At 55.1% G+C, this 17,822-nt stretch carries 23 protein-coding genes and 2 pseudogenes; 10 read left to right on the forward strand and 15 right to left on the reverse strand.

Going from position 1 to position 17,822, the window contains the following annotated elements; all coding sequences use genetic code 11:
* Window positions 1-4: 4 nt before the first annotated feature.
* Window positions 5-523: an anti-virulence regulator CigR family protein gene (locus tag PCOSP_RS19750; protein ID WP_464709367.1), complete on the reverse strand. Its 519-nt coding sequence runs from the start codon at window positions 521-523 to the stop codon at window positions 5-7.
* Window positions 524-639: 116 nt separating this feature from the next.
* Here PCOSP_RS19750 and PCOSP_RS19755 point away from each other — a divergent pair, with 116 nt between their 5' ends.
* The gene (locus PCOSP_RS19755; RefSeq protein ID WP_175385640.1) at window positions 640-1,851 is read left to right on the forward strand and encodes an MFS transporter; all 1,212 of its coding nucleotides are present in this window, start codon (window positions 640-642) and stop codon (window positions 1,849-1,851) included.
* A 277-nt stretch (window positions 1,852-2,128) separates the two neighbouring features.
* Window positions 2,129-2,335, forward strand: a complete 207-nt coding sequence (locus tag PCOSP_RS19760; protein ID WP_139644523.1) for a hypothetical protein — start codon at window positions 2,129-2,131, stop codon at window positions 2,333-2,335.
* 49 nt (window positions 2,336-2,384) lie between these two features.
* On the opposite strand, the gene PCOSP_RS19765 is transcribed toward PCOSP_RS19760, so the two are convergent.
* Both PCOSP_RS19765 and PCOSP_RS19770 read right to left on the reverse strand, forming a co-directional pair.
* A complete protein-coding gene (locus PCOSP_RS19765) occupies window positions 2,385-2,693 on the reverse strand; it encodes an AzlD family protein (protein ID WP_464709368.1) in 309 nt (102 codons plus the stop codon).
* Window positions 2,690-3,400: an AzlC family ABC transporter permease gene (locus PCOSP_RS19770; RefSeq protein WP_464709369.1), complete on the reverse strand. Its 711-nt coding sequence runs from the start codon at window positions 3,398-3,400 to the stop codon at window positions 2,690-2,692. Before PCOSP_RS19770 ends, PCOSP_RS19765 begins: the two co-directional genes overlap by 4 nt.
* Window positions 3,401-3,609: 209 nt before the next feature.
* On the opposite strand from PCOSP_RS19770, the gene PCOSP_RS19775 reads away from it, so the two are divergent.
* The gene (locus PCOSP_RS19775; protein WP_464709371.1) at window positions 3,610-4,050 is read left to right on the forward strand and encodes a GTP pyrophosphokinase; all 441 of its coding nucleotides are present in this window, start codon (window positions 3,610-3,612) and stop codon (window positions 4,048-4,050) included.
* 60 nt (window positions 4,051-4,110) lie between these two features.
* On the opposite strand, the gene PCOSP_RS19780 is transcribed toward PCOSP_RS19775, so the two are convergent.
* The 5 genes from PCOSP_RS19780 to PCOSP_RS19800 form a co-directional block, all read right to left on the reverse strand.
* A complete protein-coding gene (locus tag PCOSP_RS19780; RefSeq protein WP_139644543.1) occupies window positions 4,111-4,638 on the reverse strand; it encodes a hypothetical protein in 528 nt (175 codons plus the stop codon).
* Between the two features lie 151 nt (window positions 4,639-4,789).
* Entirely contained in the window at window positions 4,790-5,083 is a 294-nt protein-coding gene (locus PCOSP_RS19785) for a hypothetical protein (RefSeq protein ID WP_464709372.1), read from the reverse strand.
* A 187-nt stretch (window positions 5,084-5,270) separates the two neighbouring features.
* Window positions 5,271-5,540, reverse strand: a complete 270-nt coding sequence (locus PCOSP_RS19790) for a YceK/YidQ family lipoprotein (RefSeq protein ID WP_139644547.1) — start codon at window positions 5,538-5,540, stop codon at window positions 5,271-5,273.
* Window positions 5,541-5,658: 118 nt separating this feature from the next.
* Window positions 5,659-6,180: a cysteine hydrolase family protein gene (locus PCOSP_RS19795; RefSeq protein ID WP_464709373.1), complete on the reverse strand. Its 522-nt coding sequence runs from the start codon at window positions 6,178-6,180 to the stop codon at window positions 5,659-5,661.
* Between the two features lie 220 nt (window positions 6,181-6,400).
* A complete protein-coding gene (locus tag PCOSP_RS19800) occupies window positions 6,401-6,871 on the reverse strand; it encodes a PACE efflux transporter (protein WP_464711972.1) in 471 nt (156 codons plus the stop codon).
* Window positions 6,872-6,960: 89 nt separating this feature from the next.
* Between PCOSP_RS19800 and PCOSP_RS19805 the strand changes: the two genes are divergently transcribed.
* Entirely contained in the window at window positions 6,961-7,845 is an 885-nt protein-coding gene (locus PCOSP_RS19805; RefSeq protein WP_464709374.1) for a LysR substrate-binding domain-containing protein, read from the forward strand.
* 57 nt (window positions 7,846-7,902) lie between these two features.
* On the opposite strand, the gene PCOSP_RS19810 is transcribed toward PCOSP_RS19805, so the two are convergent.
* Window positions 7,903-8,400: a DUF4765 family protein gene (locus PCOSP_RS19810; protein ID WP_464709375.1), complete on the reverse strand. Its 498-nt coding sequence runs from the start codon at window positions 8,398-8,400 to the stop codon at window positions 7,903-7,905.
* Window positions 8,401-8,702: 302 nt separating this feature from the next.
* Between PCOSP_RS19810 and PCOSP_RS19815 the strand changes: the two genes are divergently transcribed.
* Window positions 8,703-9,347: a hypothetical protein gene (locus tag PCOSP_RS19815; RefSeq protein WP_464709376.1), complete on the forward strand. Its 645-nt coding sequence runs from the start codon at window positions 8,703-8,705 to the stop codon at window positions 9,345-9,347.
* Window positions 9,348-9,679: 332 nt separating this feature from the next.
* On the opposite strand, the gene PCOSP_RS19820 is transcribed toward PCOSP_RS19815, so the two are convergent.
* On the reverse strand, window positions 9,680-9,880 hold the full coding sequence (locus PCOSP_RS19820; protein WP_464709377.1) for a hypothetical protein: 201 nt from the start codon (window positions 9,878-9,880) through the stop codon (window positions 9,680-9,682).
* Window positions 9,881-9,993: 113 nt separating this feature from the next.
* Window positions 9,994-10,539: a DUF4410 domain-containing protein gene (locus PCOSP_RS19825; RefSeq protein WP_053194322.1), complete on the reverse strand. Its 546-nt coding sequence runs from the start codon at window positions 10,537-10,539 to the stop codon at window positions 9,994-9,996.
* Between the two features lie 655 nt (window positions 10,540-11,194).
* Here PCOSP_RS19825 and PCOSP_RS19830 point away from each other — a divergent pair.
* A complete protein-coding gene (locus PCOSP_RS19830) occupies window positions 11,195-11,965 on the forward strand; it encodes a hypothetical protein (protein WP_464709378.1) in 771 nt (256 codons plus the stop codon).
* Window positions 11,966-12,274: 309 nt separating this feature from the next.
* On the opposite strand, the gene PCOSP_RS19835 is transcribed toward PCOSP_RS19830, so the two are convergent.
* Window positions 12,275-12,835: a TetR/AcrR family transcriptional regulator gene (locus PCOSP_RS19835; RefSeq protein WP_175385649.1), complete on the reverse strand. Its 561-nt coding sequence runs from the start codon at window positions 12,833-12,835 to the stop codon at window positions 12,275-12,277.
* A gap of 96 nt (window positions 12,836-12,931) precedes the next feature.
* Between PCOSP_RS19835 and PCOSP_RS19840 the strand changes: the two are divergent.
* A pseudogene (locus PCOSP_RS19840) lies at window positions 12,932-13,551 on the forward strand (DJ-1/PfpI family protein).
* A gap of 29 nt (window positions 13,552-13,580) precedes the next feature.
* Window positions 13,581-14,108 (forward strand): DUF2867 domain-containing protein, encoded by a 528-nt coding sequence (locus PCOSP_RS19845; RefSeq protein ID WP_464709379.1) that lies wholly within the window; start codon window positions 13,581-13,583, stop codon window positions 14,106-14,108.
* Window positions 14,109-14,198: 90 nt separating this feature from the next.
* Here PCOSP_RS19845 and PCOSP_RS19850 read toward each other — a convergent pair whose 3' ends face one another.
* Window positions 14,199-14,471, reverse strand: a complete 273-nt coding sequence (locus PCOSP_RS19850) for a hypothetical protein (RefSeq protein WP_464709380.1) — start codon at window positions 14,469-14,471, stop codon at window positions 14,199-14,201.
* Between the two features lie 423 nt (window positions 14,472-14,894).
* On the opposite strand from PCOSP_RS19850, the gene PCOSP_RS19855 reads away from it, so the two are divergent.
* Window positions 14,895-15,980: a type I restriction endonuclease gene (locus tag PCOSP_RS19855; protein ID WP_464709381.1), complete on the forward strand. Its 1,086-nt coding sequence runs from the start codon at window positions 14,895-14,897 to the stop codon at window positions 15,978-15,980.
* A gap of 165 nt (window positions 15,981-16,145) precedes the next feature.
* Window positions 16,146-16,722 (forward strand): annotated as a pseudogene (locus tag PCOSP_RS19860) (DNA cytosine methyltransferase); the annotation flags it as partial.
* A gap of 139 nt (window positions 16,723-16,861) precedes the next feature.
* Here PCOSP_RS19860 and PCOSP_RS19865 read toward each other — a convergent pair.
* Together PCOSP_RS19865 and PCOSP_RS19870 are read right to left on the reverse strand one after the other, a co-directional pair.
* The gene (locus tag PCOSP_RS19865) at window positions 16,862-17,296 is read right to left on the reverse strand and encodes a hypothetical protein (RefSeq protein WP_464709382.1); all 435 of its coding nucleotides are present in this window, start codon (window positions 17,294-17,296) and stop codon (window positions 16,862-16,864) included.
* A gap of 3 nt (window positions 17,297-17,299) precedes the next feature.
* Entirely contained in the window at window positions 17,300-17,686 is a 387-nt protein-coding gene (locus tag PCOSP_RS19870) for a hypothetical protein (RefSeq protein ID WP_464709384.1), read from the reverse strand.
* Between the last annotated feature and the right edge of the window lie 136 nt (window positions 17,687-17,822).

Genomic DNA, 17,822 nt, shown 5'->3' on the forward strand with positions numbered 1-17,822 from the left:
AGCCTCAATCGAACGCACCGTTCAGCACTTCGTAAATGATGCCACTGGCAATCGCCACCAGGATCAGGTCCGTGCCCACCTGCCGCCACTCGTAGCCATCGTAGTGCGGCAACCGCCCCAACAGGCGCCCGTCCAACTTCTTGGCGATACCGGGCGGCATCGGCTTGCCCCGAGCAAGGTTTTTCTGGATGCCCGGCGGCAGCGCCGGACCCGGGCTCCAATAATCACGGTAACCGCCGATTACACCGATGACATCACCCCGGTCGATGCTCGGACCGTTGCGCCAGTCGCCGCCACCGCCACCGCCACCGCCACCGCCGTGAGCGTTGCCCTTGCCACCCTGGTTACCAGAGTTGCCTTGACCGCCCTTGTTGCCTTGCCCTCCTTTGCCCTGTCCGTGACCCGGCCCCTGGTCGAACTGAGCATTTCCCTTGCCGTTACCCGGATCCGCAACGACCATTTCAGGCCCCGCCACCAAGGCGAAGCAAGTCACCACTGCAATCAACGAGCGCGATTTGAACATGATGGCTCTCACTAAAAAAGGGAAGATCCCTGCACATAGGGACGCATAGGATGATATTAGTTCCACATCGCGTTCCCCGCCGCTAACGGACCTGACAAACGCTATCAAGGAGTTCCATGCGCAAGGATTACCTGGCCTTCTTCAGCTCATTGTTCCTCTCCCGACTGGCCGACCAGATCCTGCTGTTCATCGTCCCGTTGATCGTGTTCCAGACCACCAACAGCGTCTCCTGGGCGGGCCTGGCCTTCTTCGTCGAATCCCTGCCGCGCTATTTGTCGTTCCCGATCTGCGGCGCGTTGTGCGACAAGTTCCCGCCCATCCGTATCCTGCACATCAGCCAGGTCTACCGCGCCGTGGCGTGCATCGCCGCCACGGCGCTCTACGGGATCTTTGGCGGCCTCTACTGGATCATCGCCCTCTCGGCCTTGTGCGGCGTGCTAACCACCCAAGGCATCATGGCCCGCGAAGTCGTGCTGCCTTACATCTTCAAGCACTACACCTATACCAAGACCCTGTCCTACTCGCAGATCGCCGACCAGAGCGGACTGGTGCTGGGTCCATTGATCGCTGCGCTGATGCTGGAAGTATGGGCGTGGCATTGGGTAGTACTGGCGATTGCCGCGCTGTTCCTGCTGGCGGACCTGGCCATGCGGTACTGGCAGCGCACCAGCTCGGTCACCCTGGAAACGTTCGAGCAACATCACGATCTCTGGCTGAACCCGCTACGCATCGCTTTCAGCCATATCCGCAACCTGACGGAACTGAAGAAGATCATCAGCCTGGCGATCGGCGTCAATCTGATCATAGGCGTCACCCTGGCCACTTCGGCGGCCATGGTCATCGGCCAGTACAGCGCCGGCAAGGACTATTACGCCGGGTTGCAGGCCGCTGGCGCCGTGACCACCATCGTCATCCTGTTCCTCCTGGCACGGGTCTCGCTGCCCTTGAAATGGCTGGGTGCCCTGTCGTACACGTTGATCGCCACAGGCGCTTTCATCACCGCCCTCAGTCCAAACGCCTGGGGTTACGTGGTGGGTTTCCTCCTGGTCGTCGGCTTCGACAAAATGTTCAACGTCTACATGCGCAGCATTCGCCAGCAAGTCATCCCGCCCCAGGACTTCGGCAAGACCGTCGGCGTTATCACGTTGCTCAACAACCTGTCACAACCGCTGGCGGGCCTATTGGTCGCGCTGCTGGCCGCGCCGATCGGATTGCAAAAGGTAATTCTGCTGCTGGCGTTGGCGACCGGCCTGATCGGCCTCGGGGTGATGGTGGCCTATCGAAGCCCGAGACCTCGATCAACACGCTTCGGCGCGGATACCGACTGAGAAATGTCACGCAATTAGGGCGACGTTCAACTCGACTGGCACCGCCGGGGTATCAGCCCGTTGCGATGACGTGAAATGCATTATTAATGACTTATTGTTGAGGCATGGTTGGAACGTCACTGGCGTCCGACTCTCCATTCGTCGCCTGTAGGACGTGGCCGGCCCTGCCGGGCCACGTCTGGCTTAGGGTTTGCAGCAATTGCCGTAGCCGCCAGGAAGACGACATTCTGACGCTGCGGCAACTCAATCACGCTTGGTCAGCCACCGGAGATGTACCGTGTCAACTCTCAATGAAATCGCAGCGAACCACGCGAGAATGGCAAAGGCAAAGGAAGAGGAATTGATACGGCTGAGTGCACTTCACGTTCAAGTAGTCGGCAGTTTTGAAATTACGCCGATTGAGGCGAAGCAACAGATGCCGCTGCACTTCATGGCTGGCGTACAGGAACATTCATTCGGGGAGACCGCAGCCCTGAGCTTCTGACCTGAGTGACATTAATTTATCGCCCGCCTGTAAGCGGGCGATTTGCATCTCAGAACTGCCTCACCAGCGCTGCCGCCACTATGCCCGCCGCAATCGCCGGCAACGGTTTCTTCAGGACCAGCATGACAACTGCCGTGGTGAGCAAGGCCAGGCGTGCGCCGTCATCCCCCTTGACCGCCATCGGTGCCAGGACCGCCACCAATACCGAGCCCGACATGGCGGTGATGAACTGCTGCACCCGATAGTTGATCGGCACGAACGACATCACGAAAACCCCGCCCCAGCGAGTCGCCAATGTCACGAGTGCCATGATCAGGATGATGACCAGCGTGCCATACCCCGCCGTTGCGATATTCATTGTTTTTTCTCCATCCACAACGCGCCCAACAGCCCTCCCGCCAAAGCCCCCACGACGACATGACTGTTAGCCGGTAAGTACCAGTAAGCCATCAGCGAAGAGCAGGCCGCGACGGTCCAGATGATGAACATGCGCGGGTTCTTCTTCCCGCCCACCACCATCGCCAACAGGAAACACCCCATCACCATGTCGAGCCCGAAACTGACGGGATTCTGGATGGCGCTGCCAAAATGCAGGCCCAGCCAACTGCCCAGGATCCAGGCGGCCCACAGCGCAATACCACCCCCGAACAACAACCCGAACCCCGGTTTGCCGCCGTTGAACGCTTGCATCGCCATGGCCCAGTTGGCGTCCGAGACCACCAGCATCACACCGTAGCGCTTGGCCACCGGCAACTCCCGCAGCCACGGGTAGAGCGTCGCGCCCATCAACAGATGCCGGGCGTTGATGGCGAACACGGTGATGATCAGTGGCACCACGGGCACCTGTTCGCCCCACAGATCCAGCGCGGCAAATTGTGAAGCGCCGGCAAAAACCAGCGTGCTCATGAGTACGGCCGACGTATCACTCAAGCCCGTTTGCGCAGCCGCCAGGCCGAAAGCGACCCCGAATACGACGACGAACAGAGAGATCGGCATCAACTGCCTGAAGCCGTCGTAGATGTGCTCGCGCTTCAACTCATGCAGAGGGGGTTCAACGTTTGACAAGACAGCGCCTCGTTCAGGGATCGACTTAAAAGGAACCAGTATGCGAGCCGAAGACAACTTCCGAAAAGCACATAATTCGAAGAGGCCCTATTCGATAACCTCATACCTCAGTGAACGCGTTCATATCGAAGACGCTTGTCTGACGCTAAGATTGCCGCGCGGTCCATCAGTCCCCGCGTCGAGTATCCCTGGAGAACGAGTGAGGTGGCATGAGTACGCTTGAGAAAGCCATAGCGATTTCCGCACGGGCCCATGAAGGGCAAACCGATAAGGGTGGCGCGCCTTACATCCTGCACCCGCTGAAAGTCATGTTGCGCCTGTCGCATCACGACGAACGTATCGTGGCGGTGCTGCATGACGTGGTCGAAGACACCCGCGTGACGCTCGCAGACCTGCGCAACGAAGGTTTCAGCGAGGCGATTCTGGCCGCCATCGATTCCCTTACCAAGCGCGAAGGCGAGACCTATCAGGCCTTCATCGAACGGGCTGCCCGAGATCCACTGGCGCCTCGGGTGAAGCTGGCCGACCTTGCGGAAAACAGTGATTTGTCACGGATAGACAGCCCGAGCCAGAAGGATCTGGAGCGGGTTGAAAAATATCGGAAGGCCGCTGAGTACCTGACGGCTTTGGCCGAAGATACGCAGGGATAGCGAGAAACAGGTGCCAGGAAGGCCCTGGCTTATTTGCCAGGGCCTTGTGCCCGAGCTACATCACACCTGCGTAAACGTACCGACGCCGCTACCGGAGAACTCTCCGTCGAAATCAGGTGGAGACTGCTGGGGATTGACCAGCACGGCCTGCAAGCGGGTCCCATCGGAGATGAACACTTTGATCTTGCCAGCGCTTATCAACAGCTGCAGTGTCAATTGCACCCCGATGAGACTCACGGCATCAGGCGCTGTACCCAGCAGGTACAGATTGGAGGTATTCAAATGGGTGCCCGTGCCGGTCGCATGACCTGAAAATCGCACCCGGATGCCTTGTTGAGGAGCATCTGGGCCAATCATGGCGGACAAAGCCGTGATCTGAATCGTTTCGGTGTGGGACCCGTCAATGCTGTCGCCACTTTCGAAGCGGAAGTAGCCACAAATGCCCTGTTGGGATCCGACCCCAGCCAGGGAATGAGGATGAACGTTCTGTTCTTGCAGCCGTTTGACTTCCAGGTCATAAGCCGCTTGAGACTGTTTTTTAAGCGCGTCGACTTGGTCAGGTGCGATGTCCTGAAGAGACAGATTCATAGCTAAAATCCCTTTTGAGATACCTGGAGACAATCCGCCTCTCTCGGTCGGCGCCTTCCAGGCGCGGTTTCTATGATGCTACGCAATGCTCGACTTGAGCCGCTCCTTTAAATCATAAACAGGAAGCGCATACAACTTTTACGCGACCCCCTCACAACAACGGACAAGTACCAATGACGCCATAATCCGGGCTGGAAGAGATGATTTCTACAGCCCAGCCCTGGGCAAAGACCAACTCGTTCTGCTCAACGAGGGCGAGGATTTCCGGGCAGAGTTTGTTGGCGTCTTCTGACGACCCGTCTATGACGATATTGACCGTACGATGCTCGGCCGAGAACTCGGAAGCCTGGGTCAAGGCATCCAGGCCGTCCAGCATCTTGCAGAGCAACGACGCGTTTTCTTCGGACTCGTCTCCCCCACTGCTGTAGGCAGATTGAACAGTCATGGCCATCAGCAGAAAAAACGCACCCGCTATAAACCTGTTTCTCACAGCCATGCTTCCTGGATTTTGGTGAAGGAATGTTAATGCACGAACAGGACATCGATAAATTGCAAAGGATCAAGACACCGGGCTCATTTATGCGAGAGAACTCGCTCCCGCTGGGCCGCACAGCAACCCCAAGGCAATCTGGCTACTTATGGGCAGGTTCGGTATTGAAAGCGGTATACGGTAGGAACAATGTGTCGGCAACCAGGCTGAACGGCAGGTCAATGAGCGCCACCGGCAACAACACACGGAGCACGCCAGCATTTTCCTCAGTGGCCCCCTTGATCACCTCGATATCCGTGGAAGATCCGCAATAGGGATGAGCACCACAACGCGGGTGATCATCAAAGGTTTCGGCAAGCGTCGAACATCCGGTCAGGAGCATGACGGTGATCGCGCCCAGAAAAAACTTCATATGGAGCACTCCAAAAATACGGCGGGTGTTGGGCAACAAGCCCAAGTGACCGGAGGAACCGGAAGAGGTACGGATTGAATTATGCGATCCGTCCACCTCTCCGGTAATACCCGCCACGCTACTGGAAGTCCCACTCCTCTGCTGGAACCAGTTGGCAGAACGGTCCATCCAGCGTCGCATTGTGATGAGCCACAATGTCTTCAGCGCTCATGACAGGTGAGTCCGAGGTGGTATGACCGTCGGCCACGAGTACTGCATCAAAGCCAAGATCGCGAGCGGCTCGACAGGTGCTGTCCACGCAATATTGAGTCTTCATGCCCGTGACCACTACACCCGTCACACCGCGAGATCGCAGCTCACCCATCAGGTCGGTCTTCTCGAAAGCATTAGGCCGCCGCTTCTCAAACACCACTTCTGTACCCTGCAGTTCCAGTTCTTGCGCAATGTTCGTCAGCGGGCTGCCTGCTTCGATGGGAGAACCCTCAGGCCCGATGTGCCGAGCCAGAAAAACAGGAGCGCCAGCGCGGCGTGCCTTCGTCATCAGGGCATTGATGGTTTTCAACAAAGCCTCACAGCGCCATGGCTTTTCCGGGCCATGGACAAGTCCAACCTGGACATCAAGTATCAGCAGTGCGTACATGGGTGCATCTCCTTGCGTTTGAGCCACCGACACAAGGCCATAAAAAAGGCCCTGTCCATCGCTGGCGGGCCTTTGAAGTTCGTCTACTGATCGTTCACGACACCTCGCACGCTCCGCTTTCAGAGGTCGTGGTGGTGGTCGTCGAGGTGAGGCGATTAGTCGTCATGCAGTGAAGCTAGCAGCATCACTAAGAGCGAGCAAGCCAGGCATCGCGTCAGGCTCAAGGAGTATTGGCGCTGGATGCGGCATTATGATCGGGCTGGGCCGACAACGGTACATCGAACACTCGATCAAACCCCCATTGAAAAACCAGCGAATAGAAAAAGAAAAACACAAACAGCCCCAGGTTGGTGATCAATGCCAGCCAAAGGCTGATACTCAGCCATGCGCCAATCACGGGAGTCAGAATCAGCGTCAATCCGCCCTCGAATCCCAGGGAGTGCAGCAAGCGTCGTCGCCAACTGCGATGGCGATGGTACTGGCGGCGCTCCCACCATTCGAACAGGCCGTTGAACAGCATGTTCCAGGCCAGCGCCACGGCGGAAATCACCAATGACAGCTGGGTCGAATAGACCAAACCTTGACCGTAGGTGAGCGCCAGGGCCGGTGCCACGAACAGCACGGCGCCAGCCTCGTAGAGAATCGCCTGGAGAATCTTGCGGGGGTGCCTTGCATCGTGGCTCTCTCGGATTGGTGTGAGAAGACCACAGCCTGGCGAGTTGAGCGCCCACGCACAATTGAGCTAAATTGAGCCACGCTCAACCTGAGTCATCCATCCCCATGTTCGCCAAACTGCCCCTCACCGCCTTGCGCGGCTTCGAGTCTGCCGCAAGGCTGGGGAGCTTCAAGGCAGCGGCCCAGGAACTGAACATCAGCCCGGCGGCGATCTCCCATCAGGTCAAAAGTCTTGAGGGCTTCCTTGGCGTGCAACTGTTCGAGCGCTCCAGCCAGAACGTGCGCCTGAGCGCCGACGGCGAGCGCCTTCACCCGCACATCCACCGGGCCCTGCTCGATATCCAACATGGCCTGCAAATGCTGTCGCCAACGTGTGCTGCGCAGTCCCTGGTGGTGAGCACCACGCCGGCGTTCGCCAGCCTGTGGCTGATACCCCGGCTTGGGGATTTTCATCGGTTGCACCCGGATATCGACGTCGGCCTGCACAGCAGCAACGACGTAGTGGACCTCCAGCGTGACGCAAGCATCGACTTGGCGATCCGCGCCTTGTTCATGCCTGAGCCACAGCTGATCGAACAACCTTTGTTGGATGAGTACTTCGGCGTCTATTGCCGCCCCGGCTGGCAACCGCCCGAAGAGAACTCACCTGTCGAGCTGATCGACGTACCGTTGTTGAGCCACTCAAGCGTCGCAGTCGACTGGCCAACCTGGTGCGCCGCGGCAGGCACCCAGAGCTGGCTGGATAACGCGCGCTTGCGACGTTATGACGAGGAACAGCATGCGCTGCAGGCCGCCATCGCCGGGCATGGGCTGGTGCTCGCCAGTAACGTGTTGGTTGCTGAAGCGGTTGCGCGGGGGCAACTGGTTGGCTATCGCCCTGAGGTGAATCTGCCGGGGGCACGGTATAGCGTGGTATGCGTGCCGGGGCGGGAGCGGCAGGCGGCGGTGCGGGTATTTAGGGAGTGGTTGGTGGAGCAGACTATGGGCTGAGCATTGGGTGCTCATGCTTGTTCATCTAAAACGACAGTGTTTTTTATCGAAGGAGCATCAATCAGCGTTAGGGAGTGCTTTTCCTCCTGGCGCAGAGGCAGCAGTGGGATGAGGGATATAAATCGCCGAAACCAGAGGTGCGTTCTTCAGGCATACCCAACCGCTTTCTCCAGCATCTCCAGCGATGAGATAACTCGTATTGATTTCCACCAGGAGCCACCCACCGCGCCGCGCCCATTTTGCGGAGTTAGCCGCAACAGAAGTGAACTCCGGCAACTTCACCTGGGGTATCCCTGGCTGAGAGCCACCCACCTGACTGATCATTTGTTGCACGGTCGGTGCTCCACATGCCGCATTGGCCGGTTCCCCTCCCGCGCTCTTGGTAGTGACCGCAGCCTCGCAACCTGTGGCGCTCCCTCCTCGGACCAGCTTCACATTGATGTGTTTGCCAGTCCTTATCGCACTCGCAATCACATCGGTCTTCGTGACGACGCCATTGAGAGCGCTGACAATTCCGCTTTCATCATTTGGAGCGAGTGTGCTGCTGGAAGCCATGTCTATTCTCCTCGTCCGTGAATGCGCCGGATGAATATCCGGGCAGAAACGCTGAGTATAGATAGATATGAAGTATTCCCAAGGTGAGCGACGACGGGGACGTGCTGCAGCAAACGAGCCCCACCTGATCACGACCTGTGCACTGTTGGATGCGAAGGGATTGGTTGAGACAAAAGCTGCTTGTCCCCAGCGAGCCAATGAGCCACCATCCATCCCCCCACTCCTGCGCGTGTAGGAGTGCACGAAAATCCCGGCCATCGTGTCGGTTTTTTTTTGGTTATCGAGCACATAAGGACATGGTCATGCGGGTCGTCACTTTCGTTATTTTTTTTGCTGCAGCACTTGCCGGTTGCTCTGGAATACCTTCAGTTCCCTACGAAGAGCCTGCTCAATCCGAGAGCTTGGCCCGTGTTCGGGTCATCACCAACTCCAGCGTGTATGGAGACAGCATCATTGGCAGTTGTGCCCCTGCTACCCGTCACAAAATGGCTGAAGCCGGACGTTTCGGGCGGGACGGGACGGCGAGCATCAACTATCCGCAGTACCCTCTGAAGACAGCGAGCATTGGCATGCCGCAACGCGTTATGCCCACTCTTATCGAGTACATCCCTGCCATTCGGATGGCCGAAGGGGCGTACAAAGAGGTCGTGACCGAGTATCGCGTCAGGGCTGATCTACCCTTCCAGGTTGCAACCCTGGGCGCGACCATTGGCGGCTATGGCAGCACTTACTCGTCCTGCGGTGGCCAGGCGCTGGTTTACAAGCTGGAACCAGGGAAAGACTATGAAGCTTTGGCAGGCGTGGCTAACAGCCCCAACAAAGATGGCGGGCAAACGCTTATGTGCATCCTCGGGGTTTTCGAACTCGCCTCTTTCCCTGGCACTTCAATTGTCATTCCCAAAAAGCTGACGCCTGCTGTGCCTCCGCAGGTAGCCTGCAAGAACTGACAAGCACAGCCCGCCATCCGGCGGGTTTTGTCTCTATCGGAAATGAGAAAGCCCCGATTTGGATCGGGGCTTTTGCGTTGCGGCGATAGCGAAAAAGGGACAAATTCATTTCCCATAGGCAGGCAGCCCCACTCAAAACAACGCGTTACGGCCTAATACCAGTCAGTTGAGGATCAAACGGCGCAAAACCTGTGGGAGCAAAGCTTGCTCGCGATTGCGCTAAGTCAGTCAGCAGCAATGTTGACTGGTCTGTCGTTATCGCGAGCAAGCTTTGCTCCCACAGGTTTGTGGCTTAACTGACTGGCATTAAGTGTTACGGCCTACTCTTCTCGTCAATGAAGCACCCTGCGGCTTTCACCAATCCTGATCCGGTCGAGGGCTCTATTTAAAGCATCCAAGGCATCGAGCAGCGCTTTCGCCTCAGCTTCCCGGCCATCGCCCCAGAGGCGCTCAGCCATTTTGTTCAGTGCCTGAATAGAGCGCTCGATGTCAGCAGCAGTCACTGCTTTGCTTTCCTGATGTTTCTTTAACATTGATCACCCCTTCCTCAGGGTGTGCTTTCTTTCCGTTTTTCCAAAAGCTTCACAGCAAAAGACATGAGATCAACGCCCCAATCCAAACGTCGATACGTTAAGCAAGAATCGTCTTACTTGGCTTTCGCGCTCTTGATGTCACTGATGATTTGCTGAGAAATAGCCTGAACCTGCTTTTGGGTCATGGCCGACATGACGCCCTCCCAAGCAGACGATGTCGTGTCATAGGTCCGTGTGCCAATCAGGTGGCCTGATTTCAAGTCCGAGTAATCTGCGCGGGAGTTGACCCACGCATTGCCTACCATGACACCGGCTCCGTAGCGTGCGCCTGGGGTCAGGTAACGGAAATTGCTCACGTTGATTTTAATGCCCACACCGTCTTTGCCGTCGAGGCTTGTCGGCTGGGCTTCGGCAAGGTGGTAGCCCGCGCGAGTCGCTTCCGCTTGCAGGGCGTCACTCCATTCTTGCTTCAGGCGAGACCAGTCCTCGTTCTGTTCAACCTTGCTGTTTCCCTGGAAGTTGACGACCAGGTTCTGCTTGGCTGATTCCTGGATGACCAGTGTTTCAGTTCCGCCGCTTTTCACAGAAGCAGCGCATCCACTCAACATCACGATGGCAACAGCGCAGGACAGCGCAATCGAGAGCTTGGTTTTGTTCATTGACGTCCATATCCACAGAATTGGTTGAGAGAGGTTAGGTATTCCCGTGGGGCAAATGAGCGCACACGTTGAACGCGCAGAATTTAGCATCATTACTTTGCCACTACGAGCCGGGGGCATTATGAAATAGGGACAGCACCACGATGCTCATCTCCCCCGTGATTCACCGCTGTATTCCCCCGCTCTAATCCAATGATGAGGTTTCCGGCGGAACCCAATAAGCCTCTCTCACCTCATCCAACGCCTGCCAGGGTTGGGTGGCGAATCTCGCATTCAGACAGGTCGGCTCATGCATGAACGTCAGCTCTCTATCGCTCTCGGACTGCTCGGCGCCACAGCTCTTGCATTTCACGATCTGATTGCGCAGCGCCCAACTTTCATGCCATGAAATCAGCTTTTCGAGGGGGGTCACTTTTCCTACATCCCATTACAAAAACCTGTACAAAAATATAAATCATGTACAGGTTATTGGCTAGCCAGTCGGGTCGACGCGACTGACCGTCGGGCGCCTTATGGGATTTGCCAACAGACGCCAGAAGAAATTGGGCATGGCCAGTCTTGACCTGATAGCGTTGCGGGCAAGGGTCATGGATGGATGGGTGCGGTGAGTGGGCAAACCAGGGGTTCCAATGTCAGGGCGGAATAAGGAACGTTAATGCCGTACAACTACACGAACGGCCGCTACCTGGTCTTCAAAGGCAATGGCAGCGATGGCGCACCCTTGGGCCGGATTCACCAGGACGGAAAAGTTCGAAACCACTTGGGTGAGCTGCTGTACTACATAGACGTAGACGAACGTGCGTTCCTTTCGGCCGACTTTATCTTTCACGGGAATATACAAAAATGTCGCGGCACGTTTTATGTCCTCAGCGACAAAGTTCTTTTCACATTCTCCGAGATGAAGGTTGCGCCACTGGGGAACGAGACCGAGGAGCAGGCCCTTCACAGGGAGTTCAAGAAAAGGGCGCTCAGTTTGGCAGGGCAGATCGTCCAGGCAAAAAATGAGATGGTGCAGGCACGCTTGGATATGGCCTGGTCAGATTTAAACCCTTTTCGCCGCCTCCGTGCCTTCTTCGCGGGCCGGGCCCACAGAGAGCGAGCATCACCAGAGTGGCAGTGCGGTGGAGCAGAAAGAGATCATGAACTCAAATCGAGCGCTGCCCCCTTGTCAGTCGCGACAATGGTCTTGTGGGCTGCGGATGCAAGGAAAACGCGGGCAGACCACAATTATGAGACGGTCCGATTACACGTGAACTCAAGCGGTGCCCTGCCCCCAACTGTCTGGTTTCCGCCGATTGAGGTGGGTCGTATAGCGTCATTTGCAGCAACGCCTCGCCGTAGCTCGCATTGGAAAAGGGCCCTGTCTATCTACACACCCAGTTTCTGCCCGCACACTTATCGACCGCCTTCACGGACGAGGAAATAGACGGTGATCAGCCATGTTGCAGATTGATCAGGACTTTATGACAAAGCTGGTTTTGGCACTCTCTCTGCTCACATTGGCCGCCTGCACCCCTTACAGATCCCTGGCCTCGACAGATCCAAACTGGATGCGCCTGGGTGGTGATGAGCCTGAGGGTTATCCAAGGACATTTGTTGAGAACCTGAGCGGCCATTGCTCTCTGGTGACCGAGTCATGGTCTGAAGGAAGAATCAATGGTCGTCTCTTATGGACCAAGCACCAGGCTCGGCAGTCTATGGCCTGCCCATAGCGTCTATGCCGGGAGGTATCAGGTCACAACTTAGCGCGCCACGGTGCAAGAGCCCCTTCGAGAAGTGAAAAGGCTCGATGCATGAAACCATTGAAGCGAGCGGCGTCACGCCGCAGCCCTGCCTGTTGGCCGCCGATCAGGCATAAATGGGCCATCTGACCCATCACCTCTGCTTCGCCTGGCCTATGGACCAAGCGGCGGCAGGTCCGTATCGCGAAGTCCAGTCGTCTTGTGTCGACACGCTGCTGAAACTCGCCTACCAACGGATCGCGCAGCGACCAGGCTCGGATGGAAACTTCCCGCCCTGGTTGTTTCTCAGCGGCAATACTCAAGTAGCGTTTCAAGGTCTCGCCCGCGCTACGCCCCTGCGCCGCATAAGCGAGCATGCGCTCCGTGTAATCTTCTTCCCAAGCGGCCAGCAAAGTGCGGACAAAGTCTTCGCGATTGCGGAAATGGTGATAGAACGATCCACGGGTCACATTCAATCGGCGCGATAGACTCTCGGCCGAAACGCCCGTGTACCCTATTTGGTCGAGGGCCTCAAAACCAGCGGCGATCCAATGGTTACGCGTCAGTTTTTTCACCCGTTATTTCGCTCCCTGTTTAGCACCATACAGACTGTGTAGGGTGGGCAACCGATTGATACGTTGCGAGCACCAGCACTTGTCATGGAGCTCGCCTTGAAAAAAATCGTTCTGGTTGCTTTCGACCACTTCACGGATATCGACCTGTTCCTGATGTGGGACATCTTAGGCCGCAGCACCGAGGATTGGCACGTCCGAATAGTGGGGTCCAGCCCTGTTGTGCGATCGGCGCACGGCCTGCCTGTTTCGGTGCACGGTCCGCTTTCGGAGGCCAATAGTGCCGACGCGGTATTGTTTGTCAGCGGCAAGGAAGGTATCCCCGCCGCACTTGCCGCTCCAGACTTCCTACCGTCGTTTGAACTTGACGCCAGACGCCAGCGAATCGGCTCCATCTGCGCCGGCGCTTTCATTCTCGAACGACTTGGGTTGCTTAACGGCCAAGCGACTACGCACCCGGATGCACGCTCGGACCTGCAAGCCCTGGGACTTGAGTGCGTGGACCAGCCTCTTGTATGCCGGGGAACATTGCAACCGCTGGCGGATGCCTGTCGGCACTCTATCTGGTGGGATGGTTGGTGGAGTCCTGGTTCGGTGTCGACAAGCGCCGCGCGACGTTACTCCCTGTTCTGCCAGCTGGGCAGCAAGCGCTCTATGATGCCGTGATTGAGCTCAGTATTCGCCAAGGAGCAGTGGGCGCTTCAACAACATCCAATTAATCCGTGTCAGAACTCAGGAAGGATCCCCGATGCACCGAGAATTTGAGCTCATTACCTCCGTGCCAGTCCCCACCAGGTCCGGCATCGCCCACCTTTACCAGTCGATGAACCTGGCGGACGCCTTCGCGATTCGGCTCCCTGCGGGCACATCCAGCAATCCGGATTCACTGGCTCGATTCATCCTTTCCCACCAGCCCTCCTGGATCGGCTGGCTCATGAAAGTCCGAGACACTATCGTTGCCTGTTTTGGTCTCAAGACAGCCAAACAGTTGGCAACCCTTGCCAATCGGGTTGGAATCTTCAAGGTCTACAGCACGAACCAGACTGAAATCGTGCTCGGAGAGGACGACAAGCACCTCGACTTCCGGATATCGATCTTATGTTCTGAAGAGACAGAGCCGGAAGGCAGTCGCCAGCTGGTTTTTTCAACCGTGGTGCACTGTCACAATCGTCTGGGCCGGGCGTACATCTTGGTGATTGCCCCGTTTCACCGATTGGTTGTCAAGGCCAGCCTTCTTCGTGCGGCGCGGGTCGGTTGGCCTCTGGCGGGCTGCTAAAAAACTCTACTGTAAAGACCGGTGGGCTACGACCGTTATTCAACCGACCCAAGCCTCATGAAATGGGCGACTCACAAGTCGCCCATTCTTCTAACCAGCCGCCTGCGCCCGCAACCGCCGACCAATCACATCCATCACGTCACACCCATCGCGTAGCGACGTCGTCAGGAGCTTGCAAAAGTCGGCGAGCACTACGGTGTCCGAACTGATATCCGAGTGAAACGCAATATTTTCCAGAAGCTGGGTAACGGTGCGAATGCGGTAATCGGCTGTTTCGAAGAGGACGTCGAGAGGCGCTTCGGTGTCGATGAACAGCGTTGCAGGGATAAGGTCGATGCCGGTGATGGGCATGTATCGATTCATGGGTAGTACCTCAATTCAATGGAAAAGGTCTACTTCATTCCATCGAGTCGCCAAACCCGAGTCGCCATTGGGCGACGGAAGGACTATAGGATTCGCTCTGCTGGAGCGGCAAGGTGATGGTTTCCGAGGTTTGTGTAGGATTTTGCGATAAGGATCAACGTGGTTCGTATTAGAAACGGGCGGGCTCCAGGGATAGCGCGAAGGAGACCTGGATTTACTAACACTCAGTCCATCTAGTAAGCATGCCCCTCCTTGTTCCATCAGGTTTTCAAGACCTGTAAACAATATGCGATGGCGCTGCACTTAAGCGTCGCTGTCTGGACATCCAGCATGGACGAAAATCCAGTATTCGACAGATCTAACAAGTAGTAGCGTTAGGCCTCCATAAGCCCGATCGGGCGAACGTGCAGCGGAGCTAGGAAAATGGAATTTTTAGAGCGCTTGAATGCAATGTCGGCGAAGGTGAGCCAATTAGCGTCAACGATCCAAACTGAGGAAGCAACTAAAACCGCGTTTGTAATGCCCTTCATTCATACAGTACTTGGTTACGACGTTTTCGACCCATCCGAAGTCGTTCCTGAATATATTTGTGACATTGGTACAAAAAAGGGCGAAAAAATAGATTATGCCATTTTAAAAAACGGCCAGATACAAATACTTATTGAAACCAAAAAAATTGGCGAATCTTTAAACATAAACCACGCCAGCCAATTATTTAGATACTTCCATGTCACAACCGCCAGAATCTCAATCTTAACCAATGGAAGGTATTATAGATTTTTCACCGATTTAGATGCTCCCAACAAAATGGATGAAAAACCATTTTTAGAAATAGATCTTCTGGACATTGATGAACACGTAGTTCCAGAATTACAAAAGCTTACCAAGTCAGCATTCGACGTTGAATCAATAATCAATGCAGCAGGCGAATTAAAATACGTCGGTCAGATAAAAAGGGAAATGGCCTCCCAACTTACTCAGCCCGACGATGACTTTGTGCGCTTCTTTGCCTCTCGAATCTACGAAGGTGCGATCACTCAAAAGGTAAGAGAACAGTTTGCGCTCCTAACCAAAAAAGCCGCTGCTCAGTTTCTGAATGATCAAATTAACGATCGTTTGAAATCTGCAATCAGCGGTGTACCGCTACCTACCCCTGCTGAACTGGTTGTATCCGAAACTCAACCAGAAACAAATGACACGCCTGAAGATAGAGTTCTTACGACAGTGGAGGAATTAGAGGGGTTCCATATAATAAAAGCTATAGTACGCACGGTAATCGACGCAAAGCGAATTGCACATCGAGACACCCAAAGCTATTTCGGAATTTTATTGGATGATAACAACCGAAAACCCATTGCAAGACTTCACTTCAACAGATCTCAAAAATATCTAGGTGTTTTTGACAAAGACAAAAATGAAACTCGACACCCTATAAGTTCACTCGATGATATTTATGGATTTTCAGATTCATTAAAAGAGACTATCACCTTTTATCAAGGGCAAGCTTGAACTACGGCTCCAGCCCGGAAACGGATGGAGCCGAACAAAACCTAAAGGTTACTGATTTATTCCTGCAAGCAGCAAGCATCTGTCAATACTGCCTTTCTATGGACTTTGATCTTTTTTGGACGCTTCTAACGCAGCGAAAACAAAAATAAATCTGTCCCCTTTACTCACCTGCGTGGCAACTATGATGCGAGGGACGTCGACAAGCCACTGCACACCGTCAGCGCCGGGGTCAGCACCACGGCCTGGTCAGCGCCTTCATGGAGCGCGCATTCGGCGCCAGCGTGAGCCAGGGCCTGGAAGAGCCCGCCCCCAACATCACCGCCGGGAGTGGCGGGAAAAGCTCTCTGGTATCGTTGACACTCTCGCCTGAGCACGAAGCCGGCGCCCTGCGAGTCGCGGCCTTCCTGATCAGCTACTACGGCACCGAGAACATCAGCGCCTGCGATGCCCCGGCGCGGACGATCACCACCAAGGACCGCCTGGCCATGGTCACCGTAATGGTGAAGGGCACGTCCTACGTCATGGTGGACATCTGCCTGCGGATGCTGAGCCCTCCGAGCTGTACAAGGCCCAAGGCTTCCCGGCCGGCTACATCATCAGCCACGGCGCCGACGGCAAGCCCTTCACCAAGACCCAGCAAGTGCACATGTGCGGCAACAGCGTCAGCCCACCGCCGATGGCAGCCCTCGCCCACTCCAATGACCCGTGGCGTGTTGCTGATCGCCAATCCGAAGCCGCGTAACTCCCCCACTCCACCGCCCGAGCCTGGCCCGGCAAGGACTCCCATGCCCACGGAAAATCAATCGCGGGCTCCCGCCCGGTAGTTGCGCAACAAACTTGCGAGCGGCCATTGGTGAACCCACTTTTAAAGGCAACCCCAGCTACTCATCTGGTGTTTTTGGATTCACACGTCTACTAGTTTTTGGCTTAATCTTGGTGCCAGTCGGCGCATGTTTATTGAGCTTTTGGAATTTATTATTGATTACCGACATTCGAGCTTGATTTTTCCTTGCAATAATTTCTTCTTTTTGAGAATCATCTAAGTTTTCATCCTTGAGAAAATCATCACACTCAACGACAAATTGCTTAACTTCAGATTTTTCTCGATAATCCGACCAGCTCTCCTTGATTCGCTCCTCTAATTCGCCGAATAACCCTGAAGCCAGCAATGTAATAACAGGTATGAAATACATTGCAGCACCCGCCTGCGCGGGCTCAAGATTACGATTAACTAAAACAATAGTAGCCGAACCGAGAGCAGCAGCGAAAACTTGTGAAACCTTGCCCTTAGGTGTTGCTGCCTGTGATTGCTCCATAACTTAAACTGCGCTTGGGAATTTTTCGCACAACTCAGCATATGCGTAGGACATGGAAGCGACGGAGAATTTAGCTAGACGTATGAATTCCTCGTCATTTATCGCAAAACCCTCGCATGACAGAACCAGGCCGGCATCATCATAAAAACACTTCATTATTTTATATGTTGAATTTATGTAGCGCTCAACTTCCTGTTGACCGACTTTATTATCGACCTCGTCAATAGCTACAGAAAAACCAAAACCTACAAACCCGTTATTATCCCCCTCAAATATCAACCTATAAATAAAGTTCTCGCTTTTGAAATAAATCACCCCATCTTCAACCTCATCTATATCGTAACTCAAACTTGCAAGAAGAGAACGAAACCTTCTCTTCTTGATCGACATGGTCGATCCTCTCTTTTTCACTGCCATACTAATCTCGCCTCATTAGTAATCATTAAAATGAATTGGTTAGAACTTTAAGCTACAAGAACTGAGCGGACTCCTGCACAGCGAATTAACGCCTGCTAATAAACGATCA

The organism is Pseudomonas sp. MAFF 730105 (genome assembly GCF_055380705.1).